At 44.8% G+C, this 25993-nt stretch carries 26 protein-coding genes; 5 read left to right on the forward strand and 21 right to left on the reverse strand.

Annotated features, from left to right (window positions below):
* Positions 1 to 121: 121 nt before the first annotated feature.
* Together SFC66_RS12120 and SFC66_RS12125 are read right to left on the reverse strand one after the other, a co-directional pair.
* Positions 122 to 628: a DUF3231 family protein gene (locus SFC66_RS12120; RefSeq protein WP_411218988.1), complete on the reverse strand. Its 507-nt coding sequence runs from the start codon at positions 626 to 628 to the stop codon at positions 122 to 124.
* Between the two features lie 114 nt (positions 629 to 742).
* The gene (locus SFC66_RS12125; RefSeq protein WP_411218989.1) at positions 743 to 1603 is read right to left on the reverse strand and encodes an SDR family oxidoreductase; all 861 of its coding nucleotides are present in this window, start codon (positions 1601 to 1603) and stop codon (positions 743 to 745) included.
* Positions 1604 to 1880: 277 nt separating this feature from the next.
* On the opposite strand from SFC66_RS12125, the gene SFC66_RS12130 reads away from it, so the two are divergent.
* Genes SFC66_RS12130 through SFC66_RS12140 form a run of 3 tightly spaced genes read left to right on the forward strand, consistent with a single transcriptional unit; the run spans position 1881 to position 4150 of the window.
* Complete coding sequence (locus tag SFC66_RS12130) at positions 1881 to 2210, forward strand: PadR family transcriptional regulator (protein WP_411218990.1); 330 nt, start codon at positions 1881 to 1883, stop codon at positions 2208 to 2210.
* A 2-nt stretch (positions 2211 to 2212) separates the two neighbouring features.
* A complete protein-coding gene (locus SFC66_RS12135) occupies positions 2213 to 2710 on the forward strand; it encodes a hypothetical protein (protein ID WP_411218991.1) in 498 nt (165 codons plus the stop codon).
* 3 nt (positions 2711 to 2713) lie between these two features.
* Positions 2714 to 4150: a serine hydrolase domain-containing protein gene (locus tag SFC66_RS12140; RefSeq protein ID WP_411218992.1), complete on the forward strand. Its 1437-nt coding sequence runs from the start codon at positions 2714 to 2716 to the stop codon at positions 4148 to 4150.
* 192 nt (positions 4151 to 4342) lie between these two features.
* Here the strand turns inward: SFC66_RS12140 and SFC66_RS12145 are convergent, their stop codons facing one another.
* The 6 genes from SFC66_RS12145 to SFC66_RS12170 all read right to left on the reverse strand — a co-directional run bounded on the left by SFC66_RS12145 (position 4343) and on the right by SFC66_RS12170 (position 8851).
* Complete coding sequence (locus tag SFC66_RS12145; protein ID WP_411218993.1) at positions 4343 to 4645, reverse strand: GNAT family N-acetyltransferase; 303 nt, start codon at positions 4643 to 4645, stop codon at positions 4343 to 4345.
* A gap of 268 nt (positions 4646 to 4913) precedes the next feature.
* Positions 4914 to 5282: a VOC family protein gene (locus tag SFC66_RS12150; RefSeq protein ID WP_411218994.1), complete on the reverse strand. Its 369-nt coding sequence runs from the start codon at positions 5280 to 5282 to the stop codon at positions 4914 to 4916.
* 27 nt (positions 5283 to 5309) lie between these two features.
* The gene (locus SFC66_RS12155; RefSeq protein WP_411218995.1) at positions 5310 to 5738 is read right to left on the reverse strand and encodes a DinB family protein; all 429 of its coding nucleotides are present in this window, start codon (positions 5736 to 5738) and stop codon (positions 5310 to 5312) included.
* A gap of 549 nt (positions 5739 to 6287) precedes the next feature.
* Positions 6288 to 6773, reverse strand: coding sequence for a hypothetical protein (locus SFC66_RS12160; protein ID WP_411218996.1), 486 nt, complete (start codon positions 6771 to 6773; stop codon positions 6288 to 6290).
* Positions 6754 to 7584 (reverse strand): DUF3100 domain-containing protein, encoded by an 831-nt coding sequence (locus SFC66_RS12165; protein ID WP_411218997.1) that lies wholly within the window; start codon positions 7582 to 7584, stop codon positions 6754 to 6756. Before SFC66_RS12165 ends, SFC66_RS12160 begins: the two co-directional genes overlap by 20 nt.
* Entirely contained in the window at positions 7568 to 8851 is a 1284-nt protein-coding gene (locus tag SFC66_RS12170) for a M20/M25/M40 family metallo-hydrolase (RefSeq protein WP_411218998.1), read from the reverse strand. Before SFC66_RS12170 ends, SFC66_RS12165 begins: the two co-directional genes overlap by 17 nt.
* Before the next feature lie 329 nt (positions 8852 to 9180).
* Here SFC66_RS12170 and SFC66_RS12175 point away from each other — a divergent pair, with 329 nt between their 5' ends.
* Positions 9181 to 9513 carry a hypothetical protein gene (locus SFC66_RS12175; RefSeq protein WP_411218999.1) on the forward strand — a complete coding sequence of 111 codons (333 nt, stop codon included), beginning with the start codon at positions 9181 to 9183 and terminating at the stop codon, positions 9511 to 9513.
* Positions 9514 to 9646: 133 nt separating this feature from the next.
* On the opposite strand, the gene SFC66_RS12180 is transcribed toward SFC66_RS12175, so the two are convergent.
* From SFC66_RS12180 to SFC66_RS12230, 11 genes are all read right to left on the reverse strand, one after another.
* Positions 9647 to 10792: a family 43 glycosylhydrolase gene (locus SFC66_RS12180; RefSeq protein ID WP_411219000.1), complete on the reverse strand. Its 1146-nt coding sequence runs from the start codon at positions 10790 to 10792 to the stop codon at positions 9647 to 9649.
* Between the two features lie 18 nt (positions 10793 to 10810).
* The gene (locus SFC66_RS12185; protein ID WP_411219001.1) at positions 10811 to 11596 is read right to left on the reverse strand and encodes an HAD-IIA family hydrolase; all 786 of its coding nucleotides are present in this window, start codon (positions 11594 to 11596) and stop codon (positions 10811 to 10813) included.
* A 22-nt stretch (positions 11597 to 11618) separates the two neighbouring features.
* A complete protein-coding gene (locus tag SFC66_RS12190) occupies positions 11619 to 11954 on the reverse strand; it encodes a DUF6171 family protein (RefSeq protein WP_411219002.1) in 336 nt (111 codons plus the stop codon).
* Complete coding sequence (locus tag SFC66_RS12195) at positions 11873 to 13087, reverse strand: sn-glycerol-1-phosphate dehydrogenase (RefSeq protein WP_411219003.1); 1215 nt, start codon at positions 13085 to 13087, stop codon at positions 11873 to 11875. Before SFC66_RS12195 ends, SFC66_RS12190 begins: the two co-directional genes overlap by 82 nt.
* Complete coding sequence (locus SFC66_RS12200) at positions 13087 to 14580, reverse strand: alpha-N-arabinofuranosidase (RefSeq protein ID WP_411219004.1); 1494 nt, start codon at positions 14578 to 14580, stop codon at positions 13087 to 13089. The genes SFC66_RS12195 and SFC66_RS12200 overlap by 1 nt, the downstream gene beginning before the upstream one ends.
* Before the next feature lie 28 nt (positions 14581 to 14608).
* Positions 14609 to 15232 carry a YesL family protein gene (locus tag SFC66_RS12205; protein WP_411219005.1) on the reverse strand — a complete coding sequence of 208 codons (624 nt, stop codon included), beginning with the start codon at positions 15230 to 15232 and terminating at the stop codon, positions 14609 to 14611.
* 32 nt (positions 15233 to 15264) lie between these two features.
* On the reverse strand, positions 15265 to 16104 hold the full coding sequence (locus tag SFC66_RS12210; protein ID WP_411219006.1) for a carbohydrate ABC transporter permease: 840 nt from the start codon (positions 16102 to 16104) through the stop codon (positions 15265 to 15267).
* Positions 16104 to 17042: a carbohydrate ABC transporter permease gene (locus SFC66_RS12215; RefSeq protein ID WP_411219007.1), complete on the reverse strand. Its 939-nt coding sequence runs from the start codon at positions 17040 to 17042 to the stop codon at positions 16104 to 16106. The genes SFC66_RS12210 and SFC66_RS12215 overlap by 1 nt, the downstream gene beginning before the upstream one ends.
* Positions 17043 to 17060: 18 nt before the next feature.
* Entirely contained in the window at positions 17061 to 18581 is a 1521-nt protein-coding gene (gene arfA / locus SFC66_RS12220) for an arabinosylfuranosidase ArfA (RefSeq protein ID WP_411219008.1), read from the reverse strand.
* 230 nt (positions 18582 to 18811) lie between these two features.
* Positions 18812 to 20152 carry an ABC transporter substrate-binding protein gene (locus SFC66_RS12225; RefSeq protein WP_411219009.1) on the reverse strand — a complete coding sequence of 447 codons (1341 nt, stop codon included), beginning with the start codon at positions 20150 to 20152 and terminating at the stop codon, positions 18812 to 18814.
* 296 nt (positions 20153 to 20448) lie between these two features.
* Entirely contained in the window at positions 20449 to 21579 is a 1131-nt protein-coding gene (locus tag SFC66_RS12230) for a GntR family transcriptional regulator (RefSeq protein ID WP_411219010.1), read from the reverse strand.
* A gap of 344 nt (positions 21580 to 21923) precedes the next feature.
* On the opposite strand from SFC66_RS12230, the gene SFC66_RS12235 reads away from it, so the two are divergent.
* Positions 21924 to 22613 (forward strand): YjjG family noncanonical pyrimidine nucleotidase, encoded by a 690-nt coding sequence (locus SFC66_RS12235; protein ID WP_411219011.1) that lies wholly within the window; start codon positions 21924 to 21926, stop codon positions 22611 to 22613.
* Positions 22614 to 22802: 189 nt separating this feature from the next.
* Here SFC66_RS12235 and araA read toward each other — a convergent pair whose 3' ends face one another.
* Both araA and SFC66_RS12245 read right to left on the reverse strand, forming a co-directional pair.
* Positions 22803 to 24275, reverse strand: a complete 1473-nt coding sequence (gene araA, locus SFC66_RS12240; RefSeq protein WP_411219012.1) for an L-arabinose isomerase — start codon at positions 24273 to 24275, stop codon at positions 22803 to 22805.
* Between the two features lie 16 nt (positions 24276 to 24291).
* On the reverse strand, positions 24292 to 25983 hold the full coding sequence (locus SFC66_RS12245) for a ribulokinase (RefSeq protein WP_411219013.1): 1692 nt from the start codon (positions 25981 to 25983) through the stop codon (positions 24292 to 24294).
* Between the last annotated feature and the right edge of the window lie 10 nt (positions 25984 to 25993).

Raw genomic sequence — 25993 nt, forward strand, 5'->3', positions numbered from 1 at the left:
TATCCATTATCAAGTTTATTAGACCACGCAACAAGTACGCACTTAAAAGTGGTATAGTATCTTTTAGGATACTATTGGTTTTAACAACAAAAAAGCAGCCCCAGCAGGCTGCTTTTTTCATTTAGTCTTCTTTATTCTGATGCAGCGGAGGCGGAATCAGCCATCCTTTTTCCTTCATTAGCTTGAGGTATTTTGCACCGAGCATTGCGCCGTTTGTATGGAACTGCCCAAACATCATACCGATATCTTCCCGGATCGCCTGTCCCATCATCGTACTGCAGCTGACAAGTCCAGCGGCAACAGATGCTGATGCAGTAGCAGCCACATCTGGATCGATGAAGCGTGCACCGACAGGGATGGATTCAAGATCCACTTTCGGCGGCTCTGGTGCTGCTGGTGGCAGCGCGATACCATTTGCCTTCAGTATTTCCGATACTTGCTTGACCTCTGCTTGCGCACCTTCGATTGTTGCTATCATCAATTTCTTCAAATCATCATCGCCTACATGATTCAATAGCATCTGATGATTTGCAATCATCTTATTGCCTGTCAAAACAAACGTCCATAGACCGTATACTTCACCATAATGCAACGGCTCATCTTGCGGGTTTCCGCTCAAAATTCCCATCGTCATCCTCCTAAACAAGTTCATACTCGTGCCGCCTTTCCCTTGCACAAGCTTTAGGATGCGCCAAATAAGGGAAAATTATGTACAAAAAAAGCTGACCCTAAGGCCAGCATTTTAAGCTTGTTGTTTTATCTCTTCTATTCCTTTACGAATCGGGGTCACTGGTCTGCCAAGCAGCTTTTCAAAATCATCGCTTGCTACTGCAAGTGCACCTTCCCGGATTCCCTTTTGGATATCAACGAACATCGGCAGAAGGAATTCTGGTAAACCTGCTTCTTTCATTGTGTCGGCATACGTTTGGTCATCGACCTGCTGCACCTGAACTTCTTTACCAAGCACTTCTCCCACTTCCGCTGCAAATTCCGCTTGGCTAAGCAGAGGACCGGAAAGCTCATAAATCTTATTCTCATGTCCTTCACCCGCAAGGACGATAGCTGCCGCTTCCGCATAATCCTGTTGCAAAGCCCAGCCGACTTTACCATCTTCTGCAGACGTCACCCACGGGGCACCGGCAATCACACCTTGAATGCTTGCAGCTTCGTTTTCAAAATACCAGTTATTGCGCAAAAAAGCATAAGGAATACCACTGTCCATGATCGCTTGCTCTGTTGCCTTATGCGTCGGAGCCAGGAACAAATCGCTTTCCTGGGCATTCACTACACTTGTATACGCAATGAATTTCACATTCGCTTTCACAGCTGCTTCCACCGCTTGTGTATGCTGTCGGATTCTCGTGTCATTATCTCCATCTGCTGAAATGAGCAATAGACGGTCAACCCCAGCAAATGCTTTGTCCAAAGAAGCAGGCTGATCGAAATCCCCTTGTCTTACTTCTACACCTTGCGCAAGCAGACCTTCCGCTTTTTCAGGGTTCCGAACACTTACTGCAATGTTTTCCGCAGGAACTGTTTCAAGTAATTTCTTTACAATCTTGCTTCCCAGATTTCCAGTCGCACCTGTCACTAGCATTTTCATTTGTATAACCTCCTGTTATTCACTTACCTGTAATCAATATAGTTACTGGTTGAGTATTTGTCAACAAGAATTAATTTCTTATTATCTGTATTCCTTTCTTGTCCACATTCCGAGGAAGCATTACCAATTCGAGTAGCTACTTACTATACCGTAGAATTTCCGAACTTTAATAATTAGTGGCCAAAGCAATTATCAGCATGGTTCATCATGTACTATTTTGTATTTATTTTACAATTATATACTTGATTGAATTATATGCTTGATTTATTCTTATATCATGAATAAAACAAGTTTGCTCAAAGGTCATTTAGAAATGTGTGTTTTATCAATTTTAAAGAAACAAAAAAGCTATGGATATGAAATTATGAAAGAATTAGAGAAGTACGATTTAAAACTGAAAGGAGTAAGCAGCATCTACCCTATTCTCACCAAATTGAAAGAACAGCAATGGGTCGATACGAGCAGTGAAATCACTGATAGTGGTAAAGCGCGTATTTACTACACGATCAATCTTCAAGGAGAGGAATATCTTAAAAAGATCATTAAGGATTGGCAAGAACTACAGAACAATATTAAGGCTTTACTCACGAATAATGAGGAGGAATAGTGATGACAATGGAATTAACACAAAAAGAAAAGAAATATATGAATGATGTAATTCAAGAATTAATCACTATGAAGGCAACACAGGAACAAATTCACATAATAAAGCAACAGCTACACGAACATATGGAGGAATCGAGACTGCATGGTATCGACCCTTTTGAAGACCTAGATACATCAGCAGAATTCGTAAAAGATTATCTCGAAATAAATAAAGTACAGTCCCCCAACAATAAAAACAGCATCTTGTCAAAAATGCATTATCTTATGGGAGTCTCATTTTTTACAATAACCTATCTGATATCCCAGCTTATTTTAACAATGTTCCTCACACAATCATTCAGTCCTGCATATCAAAATGCAGATTTCAACTACAATATTCTCTACAGCATTTCTGATAATTTATGGTGGAATACTACACTGATCGTAATTAGTTTGCTTTCATCAATAATTATCACATCTCTAGTAGGCGTTTATAGTCTTAGAAGAATGAACAGATTCTAGACAATGAAGCGTCCAATCCTTGGCATTTTAATAATGTTAATAAGTCTTCATCTCCTCCCATTCCCTGTTCAAGCAGATACGAGTAAAGAATCCAGATTAACTGATTACCTTGATAAGTATCTAAAACAAGAAAAAATTCCAGGAGCATCCATCGCTATCGTAAGCAAAGATGAGACAGTATACGCGTATAATTGGGGCGTCACTGGAGAAGACGAGCAGCCTGTCACCTCCCAAACTCCTTTTTCTTTGGGTTCCATCAGTAAGTCATTTACAGGACTAGCGATTGCAAAAATGGAGAGTGAAGGCAAGCTTTCATTAAACGATTATGTAAGTGATTTCCTTCCTGATCTGCAGCTTGGTGGTGCAGAAAGCCAGATAACCATACGCCACTTGTTGACACATACTAGCGGTATAAGCAGCTATGATGGATTAAAAGTAGCTGATTTAGGTATAGGAGAACAATTTGAATTAAAAGATATTGCCCAAAGTCTGAATGACGTGTCACCAACACATAATCCAGGAATGGCTCATCAGTATAGTGCAGCGAATTACTTAATTCTTGGCGCAATTATAGAAGAAATAACGGATCAAACATATGGAGATTATATGCTTCAGCACATTTTCGCACCTCTTCAAATGACACATTCCGCAGCTGATGAAGCTATGGCCATTCATACTGGTTATCGCACTGGGTATCAATCATGGTTCGGTTTTCCGGTTAAAAGTAAACATCCCTATGACAACAGCGGCGCTCCATACAGCACCATAACCTCCAGTGCAGAAGATATGACCAAGTTCATCTTATTACTATCAGGCAAAAATAACGATGCTTTTGAAGACTCCATATTGAATAGGTACAAAGAAAAACTATACGAAAGGAACTCCGCTGACTATTATGGTTATGGGCTCCGACACACCAAACTGGACTCTGGACAAGATATTGTTTGGCATTCCGGTTCCACACCCGATGCACATGCTGAATTGTTCTACATTCCGGAAGAAAATTGGGGAGCTGTCATTCTGACTAATAAGAACCACTTTCTTGAAGAAAGATCCTTACCTCTACTCAAACAAGGTATCATTGACATCATGCTCGGAAATGAACCCGAAAACATTCCTAGCTATTTTCCAACCACTCAATTGATTTTGTGTCTTATTTTAGTTGGAGTTTTCCTCTGGACAATTTTATTGTTCATAAAGAGAAAGAAATTCAAGAAGAAAAAGATGATATTTTTATTAGGTTTCCTCTCCTCAGCAATTGGAGCAACACTTATTCCAATTTTAAGTATCAGTGCACAATCACCATGGCATAGCATCTCAGCATTCGCTCCTGACATCGCCTTTCTGGCTGTTTCCGTTGCAGTATTGCTAGTGTTAAACGGCTTGCTCTGCTTTTTGAAAGCTACTAATTCGCACTCCAACCAAAAGCGTCAGGAGTAAATTTATCTTAACTAAATAAAATCAGAACTATAATAATATTTTTGCAACAGAAATGGACATTACAGTTAGCTCCCAATCAATAATATACTAATCCATTGTTTCTGTACTGAAGAAAAAATAAGCTATCCTCCCAACTGACAGAAAGAGTATAGCTTATTATTGGTACATGCTGATATAAATGATGCTGGTCTGTTAAGAATGGATTACACTTAGAGGATAGCTCATCACAATCAGCTGTCCTTTAGAACCCCTTACACGGCGCCCCGTGTCTAGATAGCCATTTTTCGCATAAAGTTTATAAGCCAATGCATTAGATTCGTTCACTGCGAGTACAATTTCATCTATATGTAAAAAATGGCATACCATGAATTGGCGAAGCTGCTGCAAGGCTGATTTCCCGTACCCTTTTCCGAGATGATGCATATCGGTGGAGAAAGTCCGAAGTAAAATAGCCGAAGGATTTTTCCGAAAAAGGCTGAACTCCTTCTCGTACATGCAAAGCAAAATACGTTACAAGTCGACCATCTTCCATTCCTAAAATAGCGTGACGATTTCTTTCTTTTTTGCATAAGGAAACACTATCGATTGGGTGCCCGGTAAATTGCAGCTGTTCTACCGATAAGGTATATGTATTGATACTGCTTGAATGTTCTTTTTTGATATCGTATAAGTTCCATGTTTTTCTCCACATAGATAAAATTTTATGATTTTCTTAAAGAATTCGTCATCCACTAATAAATAAATAGCTATCTCATGTCATTCCTCAAGAAGTAACCCGCACATAATAACCATCAGGATCAACTAAGCGAAAATCAAGTTTCCCCCACGGCCTGACGGTGATGTTGGACTCGATGGAGTGTGGGTAAATGCTGTTTATTTTGTTAAACACCCTTTCCACATCCGGAACAGGCAGAACCAACTCTACGCCTTTGCCTTTTTTTGATTCAGCCATACCAGTGAAATAATGATTGTCATCCAGTACGGATTCGTCTGTCAGCAAAAGCGCACCTCCTCCGTCGTCCTTGAAGAGGGCACTTTTTTCATCATGCACCGCGCAGCCTTTTCCCAATAAACAACGATAAAAAACAACGGATGCGGATAACTTACCTACAAATAATTCAGTATGGAACATATAAATCACCACCATAATTTTTTACTGTCAGAACAATGGCCCATTGAATCCATTCAACTTGGCAATGACTCCGATCTGACCAGCATGATACGTTTCATGGGCATATACATGATGAAAGAGCCAGCGCGGCGTCGGCTCGGATGGTGGTCTCCATCCATCCGAGCATACAGGAACGTCAACCAGCTTGTCTAAATCATCTGTTTGTATATCATGTAGTACCTTATCCGTTTGCTTCCTGATACTAAGATATTTTTCTAAGGGATGCTCACCTTCTGCCGTCAATCTGCTCTTCTCCCCTAATCCAACTTGAAAGACCCAATAATCCTCAGTCTGTGCCATATGCTCGATTACCCAGGAAATAGTGTTAGGATAGGCACTTGCATTCCATTGCTGCGGATTTAGATTCTGCAAATATGGAATGAGAATCTTCCTTATATCATTTCGATAACTGAACATAGGCTATAACTCTCCAAAATTGAATTTTGTCATTATATATAGAATATTTTATCAATACGCACATTATTTGGAAAGGGAGATATGCTAGTGAATTATTAAGTTTGTGTCTATTTCAGTGAAATCAGGCGGAATCAAGCATAAAAAAGAGGTGCTGATCAGCACCTCTCTCCTTATTCCATCGCACCGAAAATCCGGAACTAATCCCTGTCTTCCGGTCTGATTTTCCTTCTAAACAGTTTCATGACCGATATAGCGATGATTTTATAAGCAATGAAAACGATGAGGGTTCTTGCTCCTATAACCATCCCAAGATAAAGCCATTCCTTTTACCCGGATGCCTGAATGCCTCCTGAGCCAATTGCAATGACCAAACTAGTGATACCAGCACAAAGATTGGACGCAACGAAAGCCAGAAGCAACTCTGCAGATGTCAATTCCTTCTTCATCTTCCCAGTTGTCCTTTTTTTTCATGATCATTACCGCTAAAACATGCAATTAAGCCATTTTTTTGTAAAATTGCATTAAAAAAACTGGAGGTTACCCTCCAGTTCATTTTCCAGCTAAAAATAGTCCAAGCTGTGATAATAGTGCACTGCCGACATATGTGCCGGTGAAGACAAAAATTGCTACTATCCCGACTTTCCAGGAAGTTTTGCGCAAATCGACTAAGCGATCCACCACCGAGATCCCCGCAAAAGTAAGGATAGGCGTTGTAATGGAAAGAAAGTCCACATAGCCAATGGCCTCAACAAAGAAATCAAAGAATATGCACATCACCAAGGATGTAACGGCAACCCAGCCAAGGATCGGGAATTCCTGCAGAAATTTGACTGGTGTTTTCTTCATCAAATCAGATAATAGTACTCCGATCATGGAGAATAGCCATAATGTCAATAAACCGACGATTGTCATCCATTCAATCGGTGTCGATTCAGGATTTTTCAGTAACTTTATTTGCTGGGTGAAGAGAATCAGAGCTGTACTAAGCAAAATGATCAGACCATATTTAACATATTTATTCAGCTGCACGGACATCTTCTCTTACCTCCTGCTGTTTTTTATTTCCAGTCAGTTTGTTATAAAGGAAACGCTGCAGCGGCACAGCCAGGAATACCATCGTGAAGGTTCCGAGGAAACTTGTGAGCAGCTGACTTGCTGCGGCATAACCAAGGATAGTGCTTTCCATTTCAGGGACACGTGCGATCAAGGTTGCCGATGAAGCGGTCATCATGCTCGCTGAACCTACGCCGGACGCCATTGCCAATGCCTCTACACGGAAGCCGATATCCAGCATGATCGGCGCAATCAAGCTGAAGAAAATGGTCCCGAACAGTGTACCGATGATATAAAGAGACAACACGCCTTGCCCTTCTTTTGATTCAAGCGTATATTTCTCCGATATGTATGCAAGCTCTCCTTCGCGGCCAAGCCCAAGCGTAGCCCCGATTGCTTCACGGCGCAATCCGATAAGCAGAGCGATTGGCAGACCCAATAACACAGTTCCGAGATTCCCTAGTTCCTGCGCAATGAAGACCCAGCCGACAGTGAGTATTTCCCGCAGCTGCGGTGCAACATCCGCCCCGTATCTCGCCATCAGCGGCAGCATGATGAAAATCAAATACTTACTTGAAAATTTCACATTCACCTTGCTGTATATTTTCTTAAGGAAGCCTTTTCGAATGATCGGCAAACCAAGAACCATCGTGATCAAAATAGCAAACACTAGCGGCAGCAGTGAAATGGAAATTGTTCCGAGTGATATAGATTGTGCCCCGATCATTTCAGCAGCGGTAATCACAATAAGTGCGAAAAGAATCAAAATAAGATAATCACGCTTCACCTTCATGGTCCTCCCTTTGTTCCAATATGCTTTGGATGAGTTGTACATACTCCTTGTATGACCTTTTATACAGCTTGCTTCGATCGATCTTGCCGTTCATTTTGTGCAGCACATCGAACAAAAATTGCGGGAAGATGTCATAAATATACTCCGGATCGATATCGATGAAATCATCACCATGTATCGTACCGGTAAATCCGCTGTAGCCAATTTGGATACAAGGCATCATATAAGATAAATCTCCGATATCACCAGCTGCACTGATGCTGTTATCCTCCATGATTGCTTCGATTTTCTCGTTTTCTTCATAAGCAGACTTCACGAAAGTGGATAGATAGCGATCCTGCTGAAACGGGAGGTAGCCCATTTGCGTATCGATTTCCACTTCACCTTGAAGCGCCATTGCACTGCCTTGGGCAGCGGCATCCAAGCGTTTTGCGACAGATTGCATGTAGGCCGTCGATAACGTACGCAGATCTGTTCCGACCTTTATGCGATTCGGGATGACATTCGTCGACATATCCGACTCCATCACGATTGGATTCAGTCGTACTTTTTCCTTTTCATCAAGCTGCTGCCGTCCAAGACTGAGAGCTGTATGGAATAATGTCGACATGTTATAGGCGTTCACAGATGAAAACGGATCGAATCCAGCGTGTGTCGATTTGCCTTTGAAGGTATAACGCTTATATAAAAATCCCGCTAAATCACAGTCGATTTCTATCGTTCTTTTGGCAAACTCCCCGCCTATTGCATGAACACAGATGCTCAAGTCGATATCATCGAATACACCTAGCTTCATCGCTTCTGGTTTGCCGCCATAGTGTGTGATGACTCCCTTATCAATCAATTCATCACGAAAAGCTAGATCCAGATATTCCTCTGCCGGAACAAATATGAAACTGATAGTGTAATCCAACTGTTCATAGGCTTTCGTTTCAACGAGCTGCCGATACAGCGCAAGCGCGATGGCAACTTGCGTGTAATGTCCGCAGTTATGGGCAGCTCCCGTATTTGGATCCGCCCGAAAATGTGTCGGTGCGTAAACAGCATCCAATTCAGCGATAAAAGCGATATGCAAGTCCTTGCCCTCACCTAGCGTCGTCCGCAAGCCAGTAGTGCTAAAACTTTCGATGGTGCAATCCGGATTGCATTCTTTTAGGAAATCGTTAACGATTTGCTTTGTGCGCTCCTCCTTGTACCCCAATTCAGGATTTGCGTAAATGGTTTCCCCCAATTTTCTGATCTGTTCATAATTTGTACTCAACAGCAAATTCCGCCTCCATTTAACAAAAAATATTAATATTTAAGATTAGTTTAACTATTGTGCAGATGGAAAGTCAATAAAAATACGTACATTTAAAATATAAAAGTTTATAATGTTCGGTATTACTTGTTCTAATCGTTTGATATAGGCAATATTATTTAGATTCTACATTTTTTGTTAAATGGTAGGGAAACTGATACTCACTATCTCTCCATTCTCCCCATCACCAATTTTTCCGGTATTTGACTGCGTTTTGCTATATTTTTAAAATATAAGAGTTTCAAATAACTGCAATAAGTGTAAATTTATTCAGGAAGATAGGAGGAATGCTGTTTATGAAGTTATCCGATACATTCACCCTGCAATCTGCCTTGATTGAAGGAGAGGATTATGGATTAAATGAAGTATTTGAGCACCTTGAGAAAGGTATGCAGACATTCGAGACCTTTGCAGAAGGACTAATTATGGGTATGTTGTTAACTGGATCGCTTGCGGTTTTAGGTATGGGTCTATTAGCTGGACTAATCTCGTTCTTCTTCATAATTCCCTTTAAGTCAAAGGCTGAAAAGAAATCATTTTGGAAAACCCAAGGTATTCTTATGCTAGTTTTCCTGACAATTTCCACTTTAATCTTTGTCATACCGTATGCCATGCTTTTCTGGATATAAGCGGTTACTCCGAATGATTCGAATAAGTTACTGCATACTGCACAGGTAAGTCAGGAAATCTATCCCTACATGCGACCATTAAAAAAATACATAAAAAAAATCCTTATACAACCTGCGTATAAGGATTTTCGTGTTATTCAACTATAATAATTGCTTTTGGCTTAACAATCGTCTCCAGCTTAAACCCTGGTTCGCCGAAATACGGCATATCATCCTTCCAGAAAAAGCGCTGGATACGAGCATGACGATTATGGTCATATAAGGGATTACCTTCGATTTCCTTATATGGTCTAGCGTGATAGACAAGCAGATCCAACCCTTGCTCTGTCACAGTAAAGCTATTGTGGCCAGGCCCGTAAAGTCCAGTATTATCCGAACTTGTCAGGACGGGATCCTGCAGTTTCGTCCAAGAGGCAGGATCAAGCAAGTCGGCGTTTTCGTCTGCATATAAAAGACCCATTGCATAACGGTCATCTGTCGCACTAGCAGAGAATGTCAGGAATACTTTACCATGCCGATGCAGGAATGCCGGACCTTCGTTGACATCAAAACCAGCCTTTTCCCAATCATATTCAGGCTTTGCAAGCAGTACTTGCTTGCCTTTTAACCTCCATGGTGTTTCCATCTCGGCGATATATAGATTGGAAATCGTGTCTTGTTCTGTTTTCTGGGCCCAGACCAGGAAGCGCTTGCCTTGATGTTGGAATGTCGTGGCATCCAGAGAGAAACTTTGAAAGTCTGTATTGATAGCTCCCTTTTCGGTCCATTCATCTGTCAGGGGATCACCTGCACATTCCAACACGTATGGACGTATTGCCCAGACATCCTCTTTTTCTCCCGCCGCAAAATGCATGTACCATTTTCCGTCGATATGATGCAGTTCAGGTGCCCAGATGTGTTCTGATAGTATACCAGATTCATGTGCTCTCCAAATGGTGTGTTCCTCTGCTTCAGGCAGCCCTTCCAGTGTCTTGGAGCGGCGCAGTACGATTCTGTCGTAGAGTGGATACGAACCAGTGAAATAATAAAACCCATCTTCTGCCTTCAGGATATATGGATCAGCCCGCTGTTCAATGAACGGCTCAGGAAATTCTTCCATTATGATGGTACCTTCCACCTCATATATTCCCGCCTTCGTCATATCCGGCAATTCCGGCCAATCGACTACAAAAGTACCTTGCACCCCTTGATCGATTTGCATGTCAACTGTCTTAGGCAATACAACTCTTTCCCCTTGCTTTACCTGAATCTCAAAGGGTTTAGCGGTTGTAATATTCATCTTATCTCCTCCAAATTCTTAAGTGAATGGAAGCTCCTTGATGGATCCTAGGATCAGATCCGGTTTGATACTCGAGATCTCCGCCTGCTCTTTTGTTGTATTTCCGGTCAGCACCAATGCCGTTTTCAAGCCGAACATAGTTCCCATTGCGATATCGGAAGTAAGGCTGTCACCCACTATCATCGTTTTTTCCGGTATACTGCCTGCCTGCTGCATGACTTTCTGATACATGAAATGAGACGGTTTTCCGACGATGATATCTGTTTTCTTACCTGTTGATGCTTCGATGGCACCAATCAATCCGCCCACGTCCAGCTGCAAACCATCTTTCCCTGGAAAAACGGGATCTTGATTCGTCGCAAGGATCCGTGCGCCATGCATGACAGCCCGGAATGCCTGGTTCAAATCATGATACGTCACATCAGTGTGCAAAGAAATGACGAGCCAATCAGCTTCCTCTGGTTCTTTCGCAAGCGTCAAACCTGCCTCTGCCAATTCTTCGCGCAACCCTTCTTCTCCAAGCACCCATACAGGCAGCTTTGGGTAATAGGTGTACAGATAATCCGCTGCGAGATAGGAGGAAAGAATGATATCCTCTTTCTCCCACCGGATGCCCTGCTCCTGAAAATATGCCGCAATCTGATTCCGCGAGTGCGTACCGCGATTACTTAATCCAATTACTCGTTTACCTGCATCCTGTAAAATCCGAATCGCCTCAGCTGCTCCGTCTATCAAAATAAAGTCCTTCCAGACTGTCCCATCCAAATCAAATAAGATGGCATCCAAATCTTTATAAAAATTCATCCCGTTCGCCTCCTCTCTTAGATTATACCCGCTGCCAGCGATCTCCTGCAGGGTGGGGGCAGAACTTATCTGGAAGGGAGGCTCTGAACTGGACAAAACAGCCGCAGTGCAGACATGTATGATCAGCTGTCAGTGACGGACAGGCTGAGCAAATGGCTAAACGGGCAGAAATTGTCGCTTCTTCGGCCAAATCTGGCTCCAACGCTAATTGACTTGCTACAAGTGCCGTTGCTTCATCTGCACCATACATTCTCCTTTGCGGACAAGTCCGGCATGTCATGGCTTGCCAATCCGATCCTGCAGCGGAAAAGTGATCTGCTCTTCCTTGAATTGATTGATGAGAAACAGCCCGGTGCATCGGTCGCGCAAATGGTAAGCTTCATTCAAGCTTTCCTGCACCAGCTTATCGTCTATACCAATCTCTTCAGTCGAAGTAGGTGCTCCCACTTGATACAGATAATAGCGCAGGGCTTCAGCTGTCGGCAGCGCTGCAATCTTCAGACGGATTTCTTCCCAATTCTCCCGCAGTGCAGCACTAATTGTTCCTGCAGCGTCCAAAGCATCGAATTGTTCCGCCCAGCTTTTGTACAATTCCGTTATGATTGCACAAGCAACCCCAACCTTGGCTCCATGCAAAAGCTGCCGTTCATCCTTCTCAAGCAAATGCATCTCCCAGTAATGCGATAAATGATGTTCTGCTCCTGAAGCCGGTCGGGAAAAGTCCAGCACCTGCATCACAAGGCCGGATTCGATCAATGCTTGCATCAAGATCTTGATACCAGCTTGATCTCCCTGGGCAATGTCCTCGATATGATCTATACAGGAGTCCAGCGAACGTCTCGTCATTTTCGCCGCCAGCGTATTATATGGCTCACCGCCAACCATTGCAGAAATCTCCCAGTCAAGCAGCGACGTGAATTTCCCTAAAATATCCCCAAAACCGGCGGCAGTAAGCGGTCGAGGAGCGTCACATAATACATCCAAATCAGCAAACACAGCAACTGGCGCTGCTGTCTGAATCGTCTGCTTCACTCCACGTAAAATCAATGGTGCACCTTTGGAAGTGAAACCATCCACTGATGCGGCTGTCGGAACCGCCACAAATGGGATGGAAAGCTTCTGACTGCAAAAACGAGTGATGTCATGAATCGTGCCAGCCCCTACTGCCAGCAAGACATCCGTATCCATCGGCGTTTCGACAAGCACTTGCACAAGGGATGTTTCATCTGCATTCACCTGAGAATGGTGGTTTGCCAGCAGTTCGATCACATGAACTTGTATACTCTCATTCTCGAGCAGTCCTGCAAGCCGTTCACCTGCAGCAGCTTTCGTCTGTGCATCCATGATAAGGACTGCCTTATGCCAGCGTTTTTCCTTTAGATAGGCACTGATGGCTGGCAGCGCATCTGCTTCCACAACAAGTCCCGGAAACGAATCAGGATTTATCCCGAACTCCTCTGCCAATGCCAACATATCTGCTGATAGCTGCATCAGGCACCCTCCTTGATTGTTAGCACTGTCACGCTCAAAGGCGGCAGCGAGACATGAATTCCGCCATCATCTTTCACTGTGAAATTCGTGAACGACTCTGTTTTTACAGCGTCAGGCTGCTCAAATGTATTGCGGGCATCTTTTTTATCCGCTGAAAGGATTTTCCCGCTTACCGATCCAACTGCCCCGCCCCGCACGTCTGTTTCCACCGTCACCTCATCGGTGTGATTCAAATTACAGAAGCTGATATGAATAGTGCCGTCTTGCCCTTTCGATACCGAGGTACTGACAGCCGGATACGCGAGCTCACCATGCTTGATGTCATCCGTTTCCATATGGAAAGCTAGCCGCTCTGCATCTTGATGCACCTGATATAAATCAAACACATGATACGTCGGTGTCTTGATCATATCCTGTCCTTCCGTCAGTATCATCGCCTGCAGAACGTTAACCGTCTGGGCGATATTGGCCATCTGGACCCGGTCGCTGTGGTTGTTGAATATATTCAGGGAAGCACCTGCAACGAGTGCATCGCGAATTGTATTCTGCTGGTACAGAAAGCCAGGATTGGTGCCTGGTTCTGGATCGAACCATGTACCCCACTCATCGATGATCAGCCCGACACGTTTCTTTGGATCATATTTATCCATGATGGTGCCATGCTTTTCAATCAATTCCTCGATGAATAATGCTCGCTTCAATGTCAGATGCCATTCGTCTTCGGTAAAATCAGTGGCCGAGCCTTTGCCTAGCCAGAAATCACCTGGAATCGTGTAATAATGCAAACTCAAGCCATCCATCATTGCCGCAGCTTCCTTCATCAGCGTTTCTGTCCATTTGTAATCATCGATATTGGCCCCGCCAGCAATTTTATACAGCTTGTTATCTCCATAATTACGTACATAAGTCTGATAACGACGATACAAATCAGCATAATATTCCGGGCGCATATTCCCGCCGCAGCCCCAGTTTTCATTCCCGACACCGAAGTAAGTCAACTCCCACGGGTCTTTGCGGCCATTTTCCTGACGCCACGCTGTCATCGGCGACTCGCCATCGAATGTCATGTACTCGACCCATTCTGACATTTCCTGGACAGTCCCACTGCCGACGTTTCCGCAAATATACGGCTCAGCCCCGAGCAGTTCGCACAGCGTGAAGAATTCATGCGTACCGAAATGATTATTCTCCACGACTCCTCCCCAGTGCGTGTTCACCATCCGCTTGCGTTCTTCACGCGGTCCGACGCCATCTTTCCAATGATATTCATCGGCAAAACAGCCGCCAGGCCAGCGCAGTACCGGTATATGCAGCTGCCGAAGTGCTTCCAGTACATCGCTTCTGATCCCTTTCGTATTCGGGATCGGCGAATCCTCACCAACCCAAATCCCTTCATAAATACCTCTGCCAAGATGTTCGGCAAAGTGGCCATAGATGTTTTTATTGATTTTCCCTTCCACTACATCTGCTTGAATGATCAGCTTAGTCGACATGCTTATCGCTCCAATCCATCAGAAATGTTTAGCTTGCCAATCGCTCTGCCTGCTTCATCGTGACAAATACCTTCATGCTCAGCCACATCCAGCCGAATGCACTGAAGCTGAAGCAGAAGAAGAGCAGCAGCACCGGCAAGCCGATGCTATGATACAAAAGCGCAAACAATAGTACGCCAATCGACAGTGTCATATGGAATCTAGTCAGTCCGATGATGAAGGCATTCCTGATGACCTGAAACGTACTTGCCTTGTAATGCGCCAGCAGCGGAAAGCTCCACAGCACGACTGTTACATAGCAGAAAATGAGTACGTAGAAAAGAAATGGCACCAGGAAAAACAGCTGACCGTCCGCCTGCCTGATAAGCAGATAATTCGTATACAAAATGAAGCCTGCCGCTCCGAGCACCCACCCTAACTTGTTCGCTGACCAGAATTCCTGTTTATATGCTTGACGGAACGTTTGATGCATCTTCACTTCCTCTCCATGCAGCAGGCGGCGGGAAACTTGCAAAGCCGCCACCGTTGCCGGAGCTGCTCCGGCAACGACCAAGCCCAGGAGGGTGTATAGCAGGAATAAAGCATTCAAGTATGCAAACCGGGTAATCCACAGGAGAGACTTATCAAGATTTTTCATTGCTTTGTTCAGCATGGTCCAATCTCCTTTCTATTCAAAACCCATCTTCAGCCTTTTACACCGCCAACAGTCAATCCGGAAATGAAATAGCGCTGGAAGAAGACGAACAGGATGACAATCGGAATGATTGTCATAACAGATCCGGCGATCAAAACGTCATAGTTATTTCCGTATGGTGTCAAAAGCGTTGCCAGCCCGAGCGGCAAGGTGAACATGTCATTCGATCGAAGCACCAACAGCGGCCATAGGAAGTTATTCCAGCTGCCAAGACCTTGCAGAATAGCCATTGCCGCCAGTGACGGGCCCATCAACGGCAGCATGATTTTAAAGAAAATACCATACTCCGTCGATCCATCTATCCGAGCTGCATCCATCAATTCCTTCGGCAAGCCAAGTGCATATTGCCGGAAGAAGAACACAGCCACCGGGGCAACGACACCTGGCAAAATGACACCAAGATACGTATCAATCAACATCATATCCATCATCAGCCGGAATAACGGCAGCATCAGGATTTCGAATGGAACCATCAAAATGAACAGAACCGCCACAAAAAAGATGTTGCTGCCTTTGAAGTCATACATCGCCAGTGCATATCCGACCATGGAAGAAAAGAACAAAGACAAGACAATCATCAATGCGGAAATCCAGAGACTGTTTCCGTACCAAGTCCAATACTCAGACGATTGTGTGAAGATGTACGTGTAGTTGCTTAACGTCAATTCATCCCATGGAAAACTGAATGACATGCCGTTCCTCATCAAAGAGGAAGATGGAATGAAAGATGACAGCACCATGCTTAAGATCGGAAATAGCGCTATTAAACTGACAATTGCCATGACTGCAGTGGTGATGATCGTTAGCAGTCTGTTATTATTCTTTTTCATCACCTATCCCCCTTTTTGAATGTTCCAGTGACAATCAGATAAATGATGCTGATCACAAAGATGATGAGCATCAAAACGACACCAAGCGCAGCACCGAAGCCCATATCATTCTGCTGGATCCCCTGCTGGTAAATATAAGCGGCAATCGATAGTCCGATATTACCTGGAGAGCCGACAGACCAGAACACATAGCTTTCTTCGAACATCCGAAAGCCATTGATGATCGTGATGGTGCTGACAAAGATGATGATCGGCTTCAGCATCGGCATCGTGATGAAACGAAAGCGCTGCCATCTTGTCGCGCCGTCTATTTGAGCTGCTTCGTACATCTCATCAGGCACATTTTGCAACGCAGCGAGGAAATACAGGATATTGACACCGACCCAGCGCCAACTTGCTAGCAAGACCATAAGCCCGATGGCTGCCCAAGGCGTGAACATCCATTTCACCGCATCTGCACCAAACAAACCGACAATCTGGTTCGCCACCGCTCCCTCTTGCTCACTGAACATGAAGCGGAATATCATACCGCCGACGATCGTCGATGTGAGTGCCGGAATGAATAATGAAGCACGGAACAGTGTCCGAAAGCGGATATGCTTGGAATTCAAGATGACTGCCAGCACCATTGGAATGATGGTCAGAATCAATACAGTCAGGATCACATAAGCGGTCGTATTCGAAACAGCTCGGTAAAATGTCGGGTTGAACACGCGTTCATAGTTGCTCGTTCCGATGAACTCCACTTGACCAGGGAGAACGCTCTGGAAACTCATGATCACACCCTGGATGGCAGGATACACCGTGAATAGGAGCAGCGACAGTACAAACGGCGATATGAAAACAAAAGGCACTACCTTCTTCGAATTGAGAAACTTGAGAAGTTTATTTTGTTTTTTGCGCGCTCTCACAGGCGCTACTGGCGTAACTGTACGCATCACAATTCCTCCTCCGCTTTAATTTGCATGCGCCTTCTGCAGCCTGATGACGTTCCAGGAAGTCCGATTCAGCTGCGCTTGAAGGCGGCCGCCATCCAAGCTTGATTCCCCTTTGCTGTGCGGGGAGACACGAGCTGTATCTTTCGTATTGACAGCTTTCAGATCATGATGCTCCAGTACGATATGCTCCTTGAGCTCATATCCGTCAAAGCTTCGCACATCTGCCTCCAGCGGTATCGTTTCGTCCAAATGCTTGTTTACGAGGAAAAGTGTCAGCGTTTCTTCCTGCTCATCATAAACAGCAGCGCTATCGATATATGGCACGTCGGTAAAGTCCTTGCTATCATATTTCGGTGAAGAGAGAATTGGCTGCAGGCTGATGCCTCTTCCGTAAACGGATGCGTGCAAATAAGGATAATAGATTGTCTGTTTCCAAGATTGACCATTGTTTTCGGTCATGATCGGCGCAATGACGTTCACCAGCTGCGCCATGCAGGCCATCTTCACCCGATCAGCATGCCGGAGCAAGGTGATGAGCATACTGCCAACCAAGAGCGCATCTTCGAAGTTGTACACATCCTCCAGCTGCGGTGGTGCGATTGTCCATGGATCAAGCTTTTCGTCCTGCTCTCTGGAGTGATACCAGACATTCCATTCGTCGAAGCTCAGATTGATCGTCTTCTTGCTGCGGTGCTTAGCCTTGATATAATCACACGTCGCAGTCACAGTCTTGATAAAATGATCCATATCCATATTCTTCGCCAAATAGTTGGCTGGATCATTGGAGCTATTGCCGTAATATTGGTGCAGGGAAATATAATCCACTTCGTCGTATGCGATATCCAGCGTCGTCGCTTCGTACTCCGGGAAAGTCGGCATATCGGTATTCGAGCTTCCGCAGGCCACCAGTTCGATACTCGGGTCGACTAGCTTCATCGCTTTGCCCGTTTCTTTCGCGATACGGCCGTATTCGACTGCCGTCTTATGCCCTACCTGCCAAGGGCCATCCATTTCATTGCCCAAGCACCAGGTTTTGATATTATGCGGCTGTTCATAGCCATGCTCCCTGCGTAAATCACTATAATACGTCCCGCTCGGATGATTGGTATATTCAATCAGATTACGCGCAGCATCAATGCCTCTTGTACCAAGGTTCACTGCCATCATGACATCCGCCTGAACCTTTCTTGCCCAATCCACAAACTCATTTGTCCCGATTTCATTCGGCTCGATCGTACGCCAGGCAAGCTCCAACCGTTTAGGACGTTTTTCCAGCGGACCGACACCATCTTCCCAGTTATAAGCAGAAACCATATTCCCGCCAGGATAACGAACGATTGGCACTTGCAGCTCCTTTACCAATTCGATGACGTCTTTCCGGAAACCTTGTTCATCTGCTTTTGGATGACTTGGTTCATGAATACCGCCATAGACCGCCCTGCCTAAATGTTCAATGAATGAACCATAAATCCTCCGATCGACTTTACTGATTTGATAACTTTTATCCAACACCATATTTGCTTGCAATTTATCGGCCATGTACTTCCACTCCCTTTATTTGATAACGCTTACAAATTAAAAGAAAAAGAAAGGCGACTTCTCTCGCATCATGTACGAACATATTTAGGGCAGGTTTTATCTCAGGATAAATATGTACGTATAAGTTTAGTATAGTCAGATATCTTTCCAAAAACAAGCATTTTTTGTAATAAAAGAGGTTTTAAAAAAAAAGAGCAACGATTAGCCGTTGCTCCCATGATATATCCTATCTATTGCTGCATCGTACTTTCAATCTTATCAGCGGCTTCTTTCATCGCTTCCTCAGGCGTCTTATTTTTCTGCCTTAATACAGAATCAGCGATGATCGTATTGTATTCGGTTGAAACATCCGGTGTATTCTCTGTGATATGAAGGGTATTGATATCATCTTTCACTTCCAGAAGCATATCGAAAATACCGTCACCGAAGAATTGATAATACTTGTTGTCTTCCCGGACTGCTTCGCTTTCCCATACATCCCAGCGAGGCGGATCAAAACCAAGGATCTTCCACAAGTTACTGCTTCCTTCTTCCGAGAGCTTTGCGTACGCAAGAAATTCTTTAGCCAATTCTTTATCTTCTGCCTGATTCGTCACAACCGTTCCGGTACCTCCCATACCCGCAGAACGTTTACCGCCTTCTTCCCATGCTGGAAGCGGTTTGATGGCAATTTTCCCTTCCATTTCCGGCATGTTATCAACGAAGCGGCCCATATACCAAAGCGGCGCTAGGATGGCAGCTGATTTCCCTTCACTGTAGTACTTATAGAAATCCTCACTCTGGTTATTCGCACCAGGTGTCAGCTCAGCAATCTTTTCTGTATAGATGGCGTCATACAAAAATTGGAGCGTTTCTACATTCGTTTCGTTATCCAGCGTCAAGTTCCCTTCTGAGTCGAAGAAATCAGAATCCTGCTGTGACACCATCGGCCACAGATCCATCAGGAAGTCACTGGTTCCTACATTCCACATGACAGCATCCGTCTTTTCTGTCACTTGTTTGCCAGCTTCCACGAAGTCGTCCCACGTTTCGATGGAATCAATATCCACTCCTGCTTCATCCATGATCTCGGTATTATAATACATTACAGTAGCACCTACGTGTGTAGGAACACCATAATAATCATCATCCTTCTTATATAAATCAAAACGAGCCTCAACGGAATCGGCAAGTACAGGCTCCACATACTCGTTCATAGGTTCAAGCTGCGGTGTTCCTTGCAAAAAGTTAGGGAACTTACTCAATTCTATATCAGCAATATCCGGCGCACCTTTACCCGACTGCAAACTTAGCAGCAAGTTATTATGCATTGGGTCAAATGGATACGTTTCAGCCACCAGCTTGATAGGGCGATCCGGGAATTCTGCATTCCAGCGCTCTGCTGCATCTTTGAATAAATCCATATGCTGACCGACAAATGTCCAATAGGTTATCTCTGTTGCATTCTCCAAATCCCCACCGACTACTTCCGTTTCATCCGCTTCACTTCCGCTGCCACCACTGCCCTTGCTGCAAGCGACCAGCACAACGACCATCAAACCGATTAAAAGCGTTTTCCACACTTTCTTCATCAAAGCTACCCCCTTATTTTGGATTCAACATAATTGAAAGCGTTTACTAAAGAGGTCATACCTCCCTCTACGTAATCGGCTTACTGAGGATCAGTCTGGATGATAGCGCATACATTTCAAGATTCAGCCTATACGTTTTGTATTATGTCCATGGTAACATCACACTGGTAATCAGTCAATAAGTTTAAGAAGAACATCTTTAAAACTTATACGAACAAGATGATAACCGAAAGGGGATATACAAGAATATGAACAATAAGTTCAAAAAAATAGAGCCGGATTTCCGGCTCCATTTCTCATTTTATCTTTTCAAGCGTATCTGTTCCGATAGGCTGTGTCGATTGTCTTTCTTTCAATTTAGTGGGAAAAACAATGCTCTCAACTGCAGCTTCAGATCCTTTGCCATGCTGGCTTTCAATCAATTCCAATATCAGTTTTCCTGCTGCCCGTCCAAGCTCTGCTTTTGGATGTTCGACAGATGTCAGCTTCACTTCAGACAACTCGGTCAGGAAAGAATCATCAAAGCCTACTATCGATATATCTTGCGGGATCTTCATAGTCTTTTCGCGCAGGACGTTGATTAGTTTGATTGCCAGTTCATCGTTATAACAAACCAACCCAGTCGGTTTGGTATCTGTCTGACTCAATAGATTTTCCAGCTCTTGTGCAGGTTTCTCCAGCTTCTCTTCCGTACTGTATGTCACGATATGCTTCGGATTGATAGGAACTTTATATTCGCGATACGCTTTCAAGTATCCTTTCATCCGGAGTGTACCTTGCATATCATCAGTCTTGAAGAAACCGACGATGTCCCGATGACCTTGCTTGATTAGATGCTCGGTCTGAAGGAATGCACCGCGTTCATCATCGACAAGGACTCGATACGGCTCCAATGCATCGTAATAAGCATTGATCATGATATAGGGAATTTGCAGCCTTTCCAGATTCAAATAATAATTGATATTCGGATTGGCCGATGCACTTTTGGTCGGCTCGATGATCGCCCCATCGAAGCCTGTCGTGATGATTCGCTCCAGATATTCGCGCTCTTTTTCATGATCATTATTTGTATTGAACAAACTGACATTATAGCCACGATCACTTAAATAAGCTTCTGCGCCGCGGATGATGGAAGGAAAGATATAATCGGATATATATGTTGTAACGATAGCGATATTTTTATTTTGTGTCCTGTTTTGCTGCAGCTGTTGCTTTGATCGATCGGCACAGAATGTACCTGCACCTTGCTCGCGGTAGAGCCAGCCTTCTGACACCAATTCACCGATGGCAAGGCGAACCGTATGGCGGCTGACATCGAATTGCTTCATCATTTCACTCTCTGATGGTATTTTAGCATGCGGCTCATATGTACCATCGAGGATTTTGGACTTGATTGCCTGTTTCACAATCGCATACTTTGTCTGCATAACTTACACCAGCTTCCTTGACATGTTCGTATAAGTTAGCATAACACATATCATGGAACAAGCGCACTATCCTCCTTCATTCCTATTGTAAAATAATTGAGACAGCCGCATAAAATCCATACGTGTTTTGCTTCCCAATAAAGATATGATACGATCGGGACATATGTCCTTCTTCTTTTCCTATCAGCTATTAATAAATGTAGCAACAGCAGAAAGCAAGGTTTTTCATGGAACTCCTAAAAGATAAGCACTTATGGATTTCTATATACAAAATTACGAAATCAGATAGTACTTCCCATCTGAAACAATGACGGGTTTACACATAATAATTGGAGGAAATCATCATGACAAAACAATACGATGCACTATTTTTCGACGTAGACAATACTATCCTGGACTTCACAAAAACCGAACAAGAAGCACTCCCATTATTATTCCAGCAGAATGGTCTGCCGATTGATGAAGCAGCGATGACAGCTTACCGCACCATCAACCAACGGTTATGGCATGCCTTTGAACAAGGTGAAATCGACCGCGACACAGTCGTCAGTTCCCGATTCACAGAGTTCTTTGCTCTTTATGATCGCCAGGTCGAAGGAGCAGAGCTTGATGCTGCTTATCGTGAGCTGTTGTCACATGGTAAACATATGATAGCTGGCGCTGCTGATGTATTGGAGAAACTCTCAAGAGATTATCCATTATATATTGTGACGAACGGCGTTTCCGAAACACAATTCCGCCGGCTCAAGGCTACCGGACTGCTTCCTTTCTTCCAATCAGTATTTGTCTCGGAAGATACTGGTTTCCAAAAACCAATGGCAGGTTTTTTCGATTATGTATTTGAACGCGTTCCCGGCATCGAGCCCGAACGTTCCCTGATCATTGGGGACTCTTTAGCTGCGGATATTCAAGGAGGAAATATAGCGGGGATGGACACATGCTGGTTTAATCCAGGCAGGCTGCCGAACCATCTGCCGCTGAACCCGGATTACGAAATAACCAAACTGACTGAACTGTTGAATATTCTGAAATAAATGGAGAAATACCTTTATACTCTATAATCGAAAGCAGATTGACTATAGTGCCACAAAATCAAAGATTATATTGCACACCTTTTTGATTCTTCTTTCGATAGTATAGATGGTATGAGATTTTACTGAACAGGATGATTAAGAAGGCTTGCATGGAGTCCAGCGAGCCTTCTATTTTATCCTTTAAAGAAGTTATTTCCACACCACTTGATTCCACTGCAGTTCTTTCCTGAATTGCTTCAAAGATGTATGGTCATCGATTGTCACGCATTCAATGCCAACCATCTCAGCAAAATCTTCCAACTGCTCGGCTGTGAGCGCGAACGTTAGCGCTGTGTGATGTGCGCCGCCTGCATAAATCCAAGCTTCGGTTGCTTCGCTAAGTGATGGCTTGGGCTTCCACAGCACCTTCGCAACCGGCAGATGCGGCGTCTCGTATTCCGCTTCGACCGCTTCCACTTTATTGATGATCATGCGGAAGCGCCCGCCAAGCTCGATGATGGACACATTGATTGCCTCACCAGCAATCCCGTCAAAGACGATTCGCGCCGGATCATCTTTGCCGCCCATACCAAGCGGATGCACTTGGACGGATGGGCGATTTGCAGCCAATGTCGGACAGACTTCCAGCATATGCGAGCCGAGGATCAGTTCATTGCCTTCTTCTAAATGATACGTATAGTCTTCCATGAAGGATGTTCGATCATTATTGGCCATCGCTTTCATTAAGCGTACCAGTGCCGCGGTTCGCCAGTCTCCTTCTCCGGCAAAGCCATAGCCCTGCGCCATCAGATGCTGAACGGCAAGTCCCGGTAGCTGTTTCATACCATGCAAATCCTCGAAGTTCGTACTGAAAGCCTGATAGCCGCCTCGGTCCAAGAAGCGTTTCAGAGCAACTTCAATCCGCGCCTGCTCTCTGACAGAAGCAAGCTGCTTTTCATCCGTCGGCAAATCGTACGCATTCTTGTACGTACCGAAAAGCTCTTCTACATCAGCATCCGTCACTTCTTTCATTTCGGCAACAAGATCGCCAATACCATAATAATCAACTGTCCAGCCAAATTTGATTTGCGCTTCTACTTTATCTCCATCCGTCACCGCCACAGTACGCATATTATCGCCAAAGCGTGCTACTTTGATTTGCTGGCTTACATTGAACCCGACAGCAGTCGTCATCCAATCAGCTATCCGCTTTTGGATTTCTTTATTTTCCCAATATCCGACGATGACTTTCCTGACTTTGTTAAGACGTGTGCCCATAAAGCCGTATTCCCGGTCTCCGTGCGCGGATTGATTCAGATTCATAAAGTCCATATCGATTGAATCCCAAGGTACTTCACGATTGTACTGTGTATGCAGATGCAAGAGCGGTTTCTGCAGTGCTTTCAGTCCGCCAATCCACATCTTAGCAGGCGAAAAAGTGTGCATCCAGGTGATCAAACCCGCACACTCTGGATCTGCATTCGCCTTCAGGACCAACTCCTGGATGTCTGCTGCATTTGTCAGTACTGCTTTAAACGTGATTGGAAACGGCAGTGATCCTTGCTCATTCAGTTTCGTTACCAAGTCCTCTGAGTTCACCTGCACCTGGTTGAGTGTTTCTTCCCCGTATAGCTGCTGGCTTCCTGTCACGAACCAAAATACATATGGTTTTACTTGCAACATGCTAACTCCCCCTTTATCACTGTATTGTCAGTTTTCTTTCCGACTGAGATCGAATCGCTTTCAGACGTTTCATCACGTCGTTGTCTTTTCGCCCGAAATAGTCATGCAGCGTGTTATATTCCTGGTAAAGCAGTTCATAAATTTCCACATTCTCCGGTATTGGCTGAATGACTTCTTCCTTGATTCGTGCCATGTTTCCAGCTGCATCCAAAATGCTGTCATATCCACCCGCATCCGCTCCAGCCGCTACGGCACCGAACATCGCCGCACCAACTGCCGGCGTTTGGACAGAATCCGCAATATAAATCGGCCGGTTGGTCACATCAGCGAAAATCTGCATAAGCAGCTTGTTCTTTTGCGGCAGCCCGCCGCATGCATAAAGCTCTTCCACTGCAACTCCGCTTTGTTGGAAAGCATCTACAATCTTACGCGTGCCAAAAGCCGTCGCTTCGAGCAAGGCACGATACACCTCCTCCGGCTTCGTCGCCAGAGTCAGTCCGATCACCAGCCCGCTCAATTCGGTATCAACCAGCACTGAGCGATTGCCATTCATCCAATCCAGTGCCAGCAGCCCCGTTTCACCCGGCCGATAAGCACTAGCGCGTTCCTCCAGCCACTGATGAACATTCAGACCGGCCGCTTCTGCTTGCTGATGCACATAGGCTGGCACCTGCTCCTCGACGAACCAGCCAAAAATATCGCCAACAGCAGACTGTCCTGCTTCGTATCCGTAGTACCCCTCGATGATGCCGTCCTCGACCACACCGCACATCCCTTCGACAGTCCGCTCCTCCGTGCCGAGCAGCATATGACAGATGGACGTACCCATTGCCATTACGAGTTTTCCAGGCGTTACCACGCCCATGGCCGGGACCGCTGCGTGGGCATCGACATTTCCTACAGCAATCGCGATACCTGGTGCCAGATTCATAGATGCAGCAAGTGATGATTGCAGTTCCCCTGCTTTTGTTCCAAGCGGATAAACTTCTCCCCGCAGCTTTGTATCCGTCACGTCCCGCAGCGTAGGATGCAAACTTCCGAAGAAATCAGCAGACGGATAGCCATCCTGCTTATGCCAGATCGCTTTATACCCAGCTGTACAGCTGTTCCTTTTCAACTCGCCTGTCAACTGGGATATGACCCAATCGGTTGCTTCGATAAACTGATCAGCGGCTTCATAAATTTCCGGCGCTTCATCTGCAATCTGCCATATTTTCGGGATCATCCATTCCGAACTGATTTTCCCTCCGTAACGAGCCAGGAATTCCTCCCCTCGCTCCTCTGCGATTTCATTCAGCTTGTTCGCTTCTTCCTGTGCAGCATGATGTTTCCACAGCTTGACCCAGCTGTGCGGATTATCACGGAAAGCTGGATCAAAACATAATGGTTCAAGCTTGTTATCAACCGGTAAAATCGTACAAGCGGTAAAGTCGATGCCTAATCCAATGATGTCTGCCGGGTCAGCCCCAGCCGCTTGGATAACTGCCGGAACAGACTGATGCAGCACATCCAGATAATCCATCGGATGCTGCAGCGCCCACTCATAGCCTAAGGCCTTATCCAAATGAGGAAGTTTCACATCCATGACACCATGTTGATATGCAGTGACATGCTCTGCCATCTCCATTCCATCTCGAAGCCGGACAAGTACTGCTCTGCCGGACTGTGTCCCATAATCGATACCAATTGCGAATTTATCCGTACCCATCGGAAATTCC

The sequence above is a fragment of the Terribacillus saccharophilus genome, from assembly GCF_046592895.1.
GTDB lineage: Bacteria > Bacillota > Bacilli > Bacillales > Amphibacillaceae > Terribacillus > Terribacillus saccharophilus_D.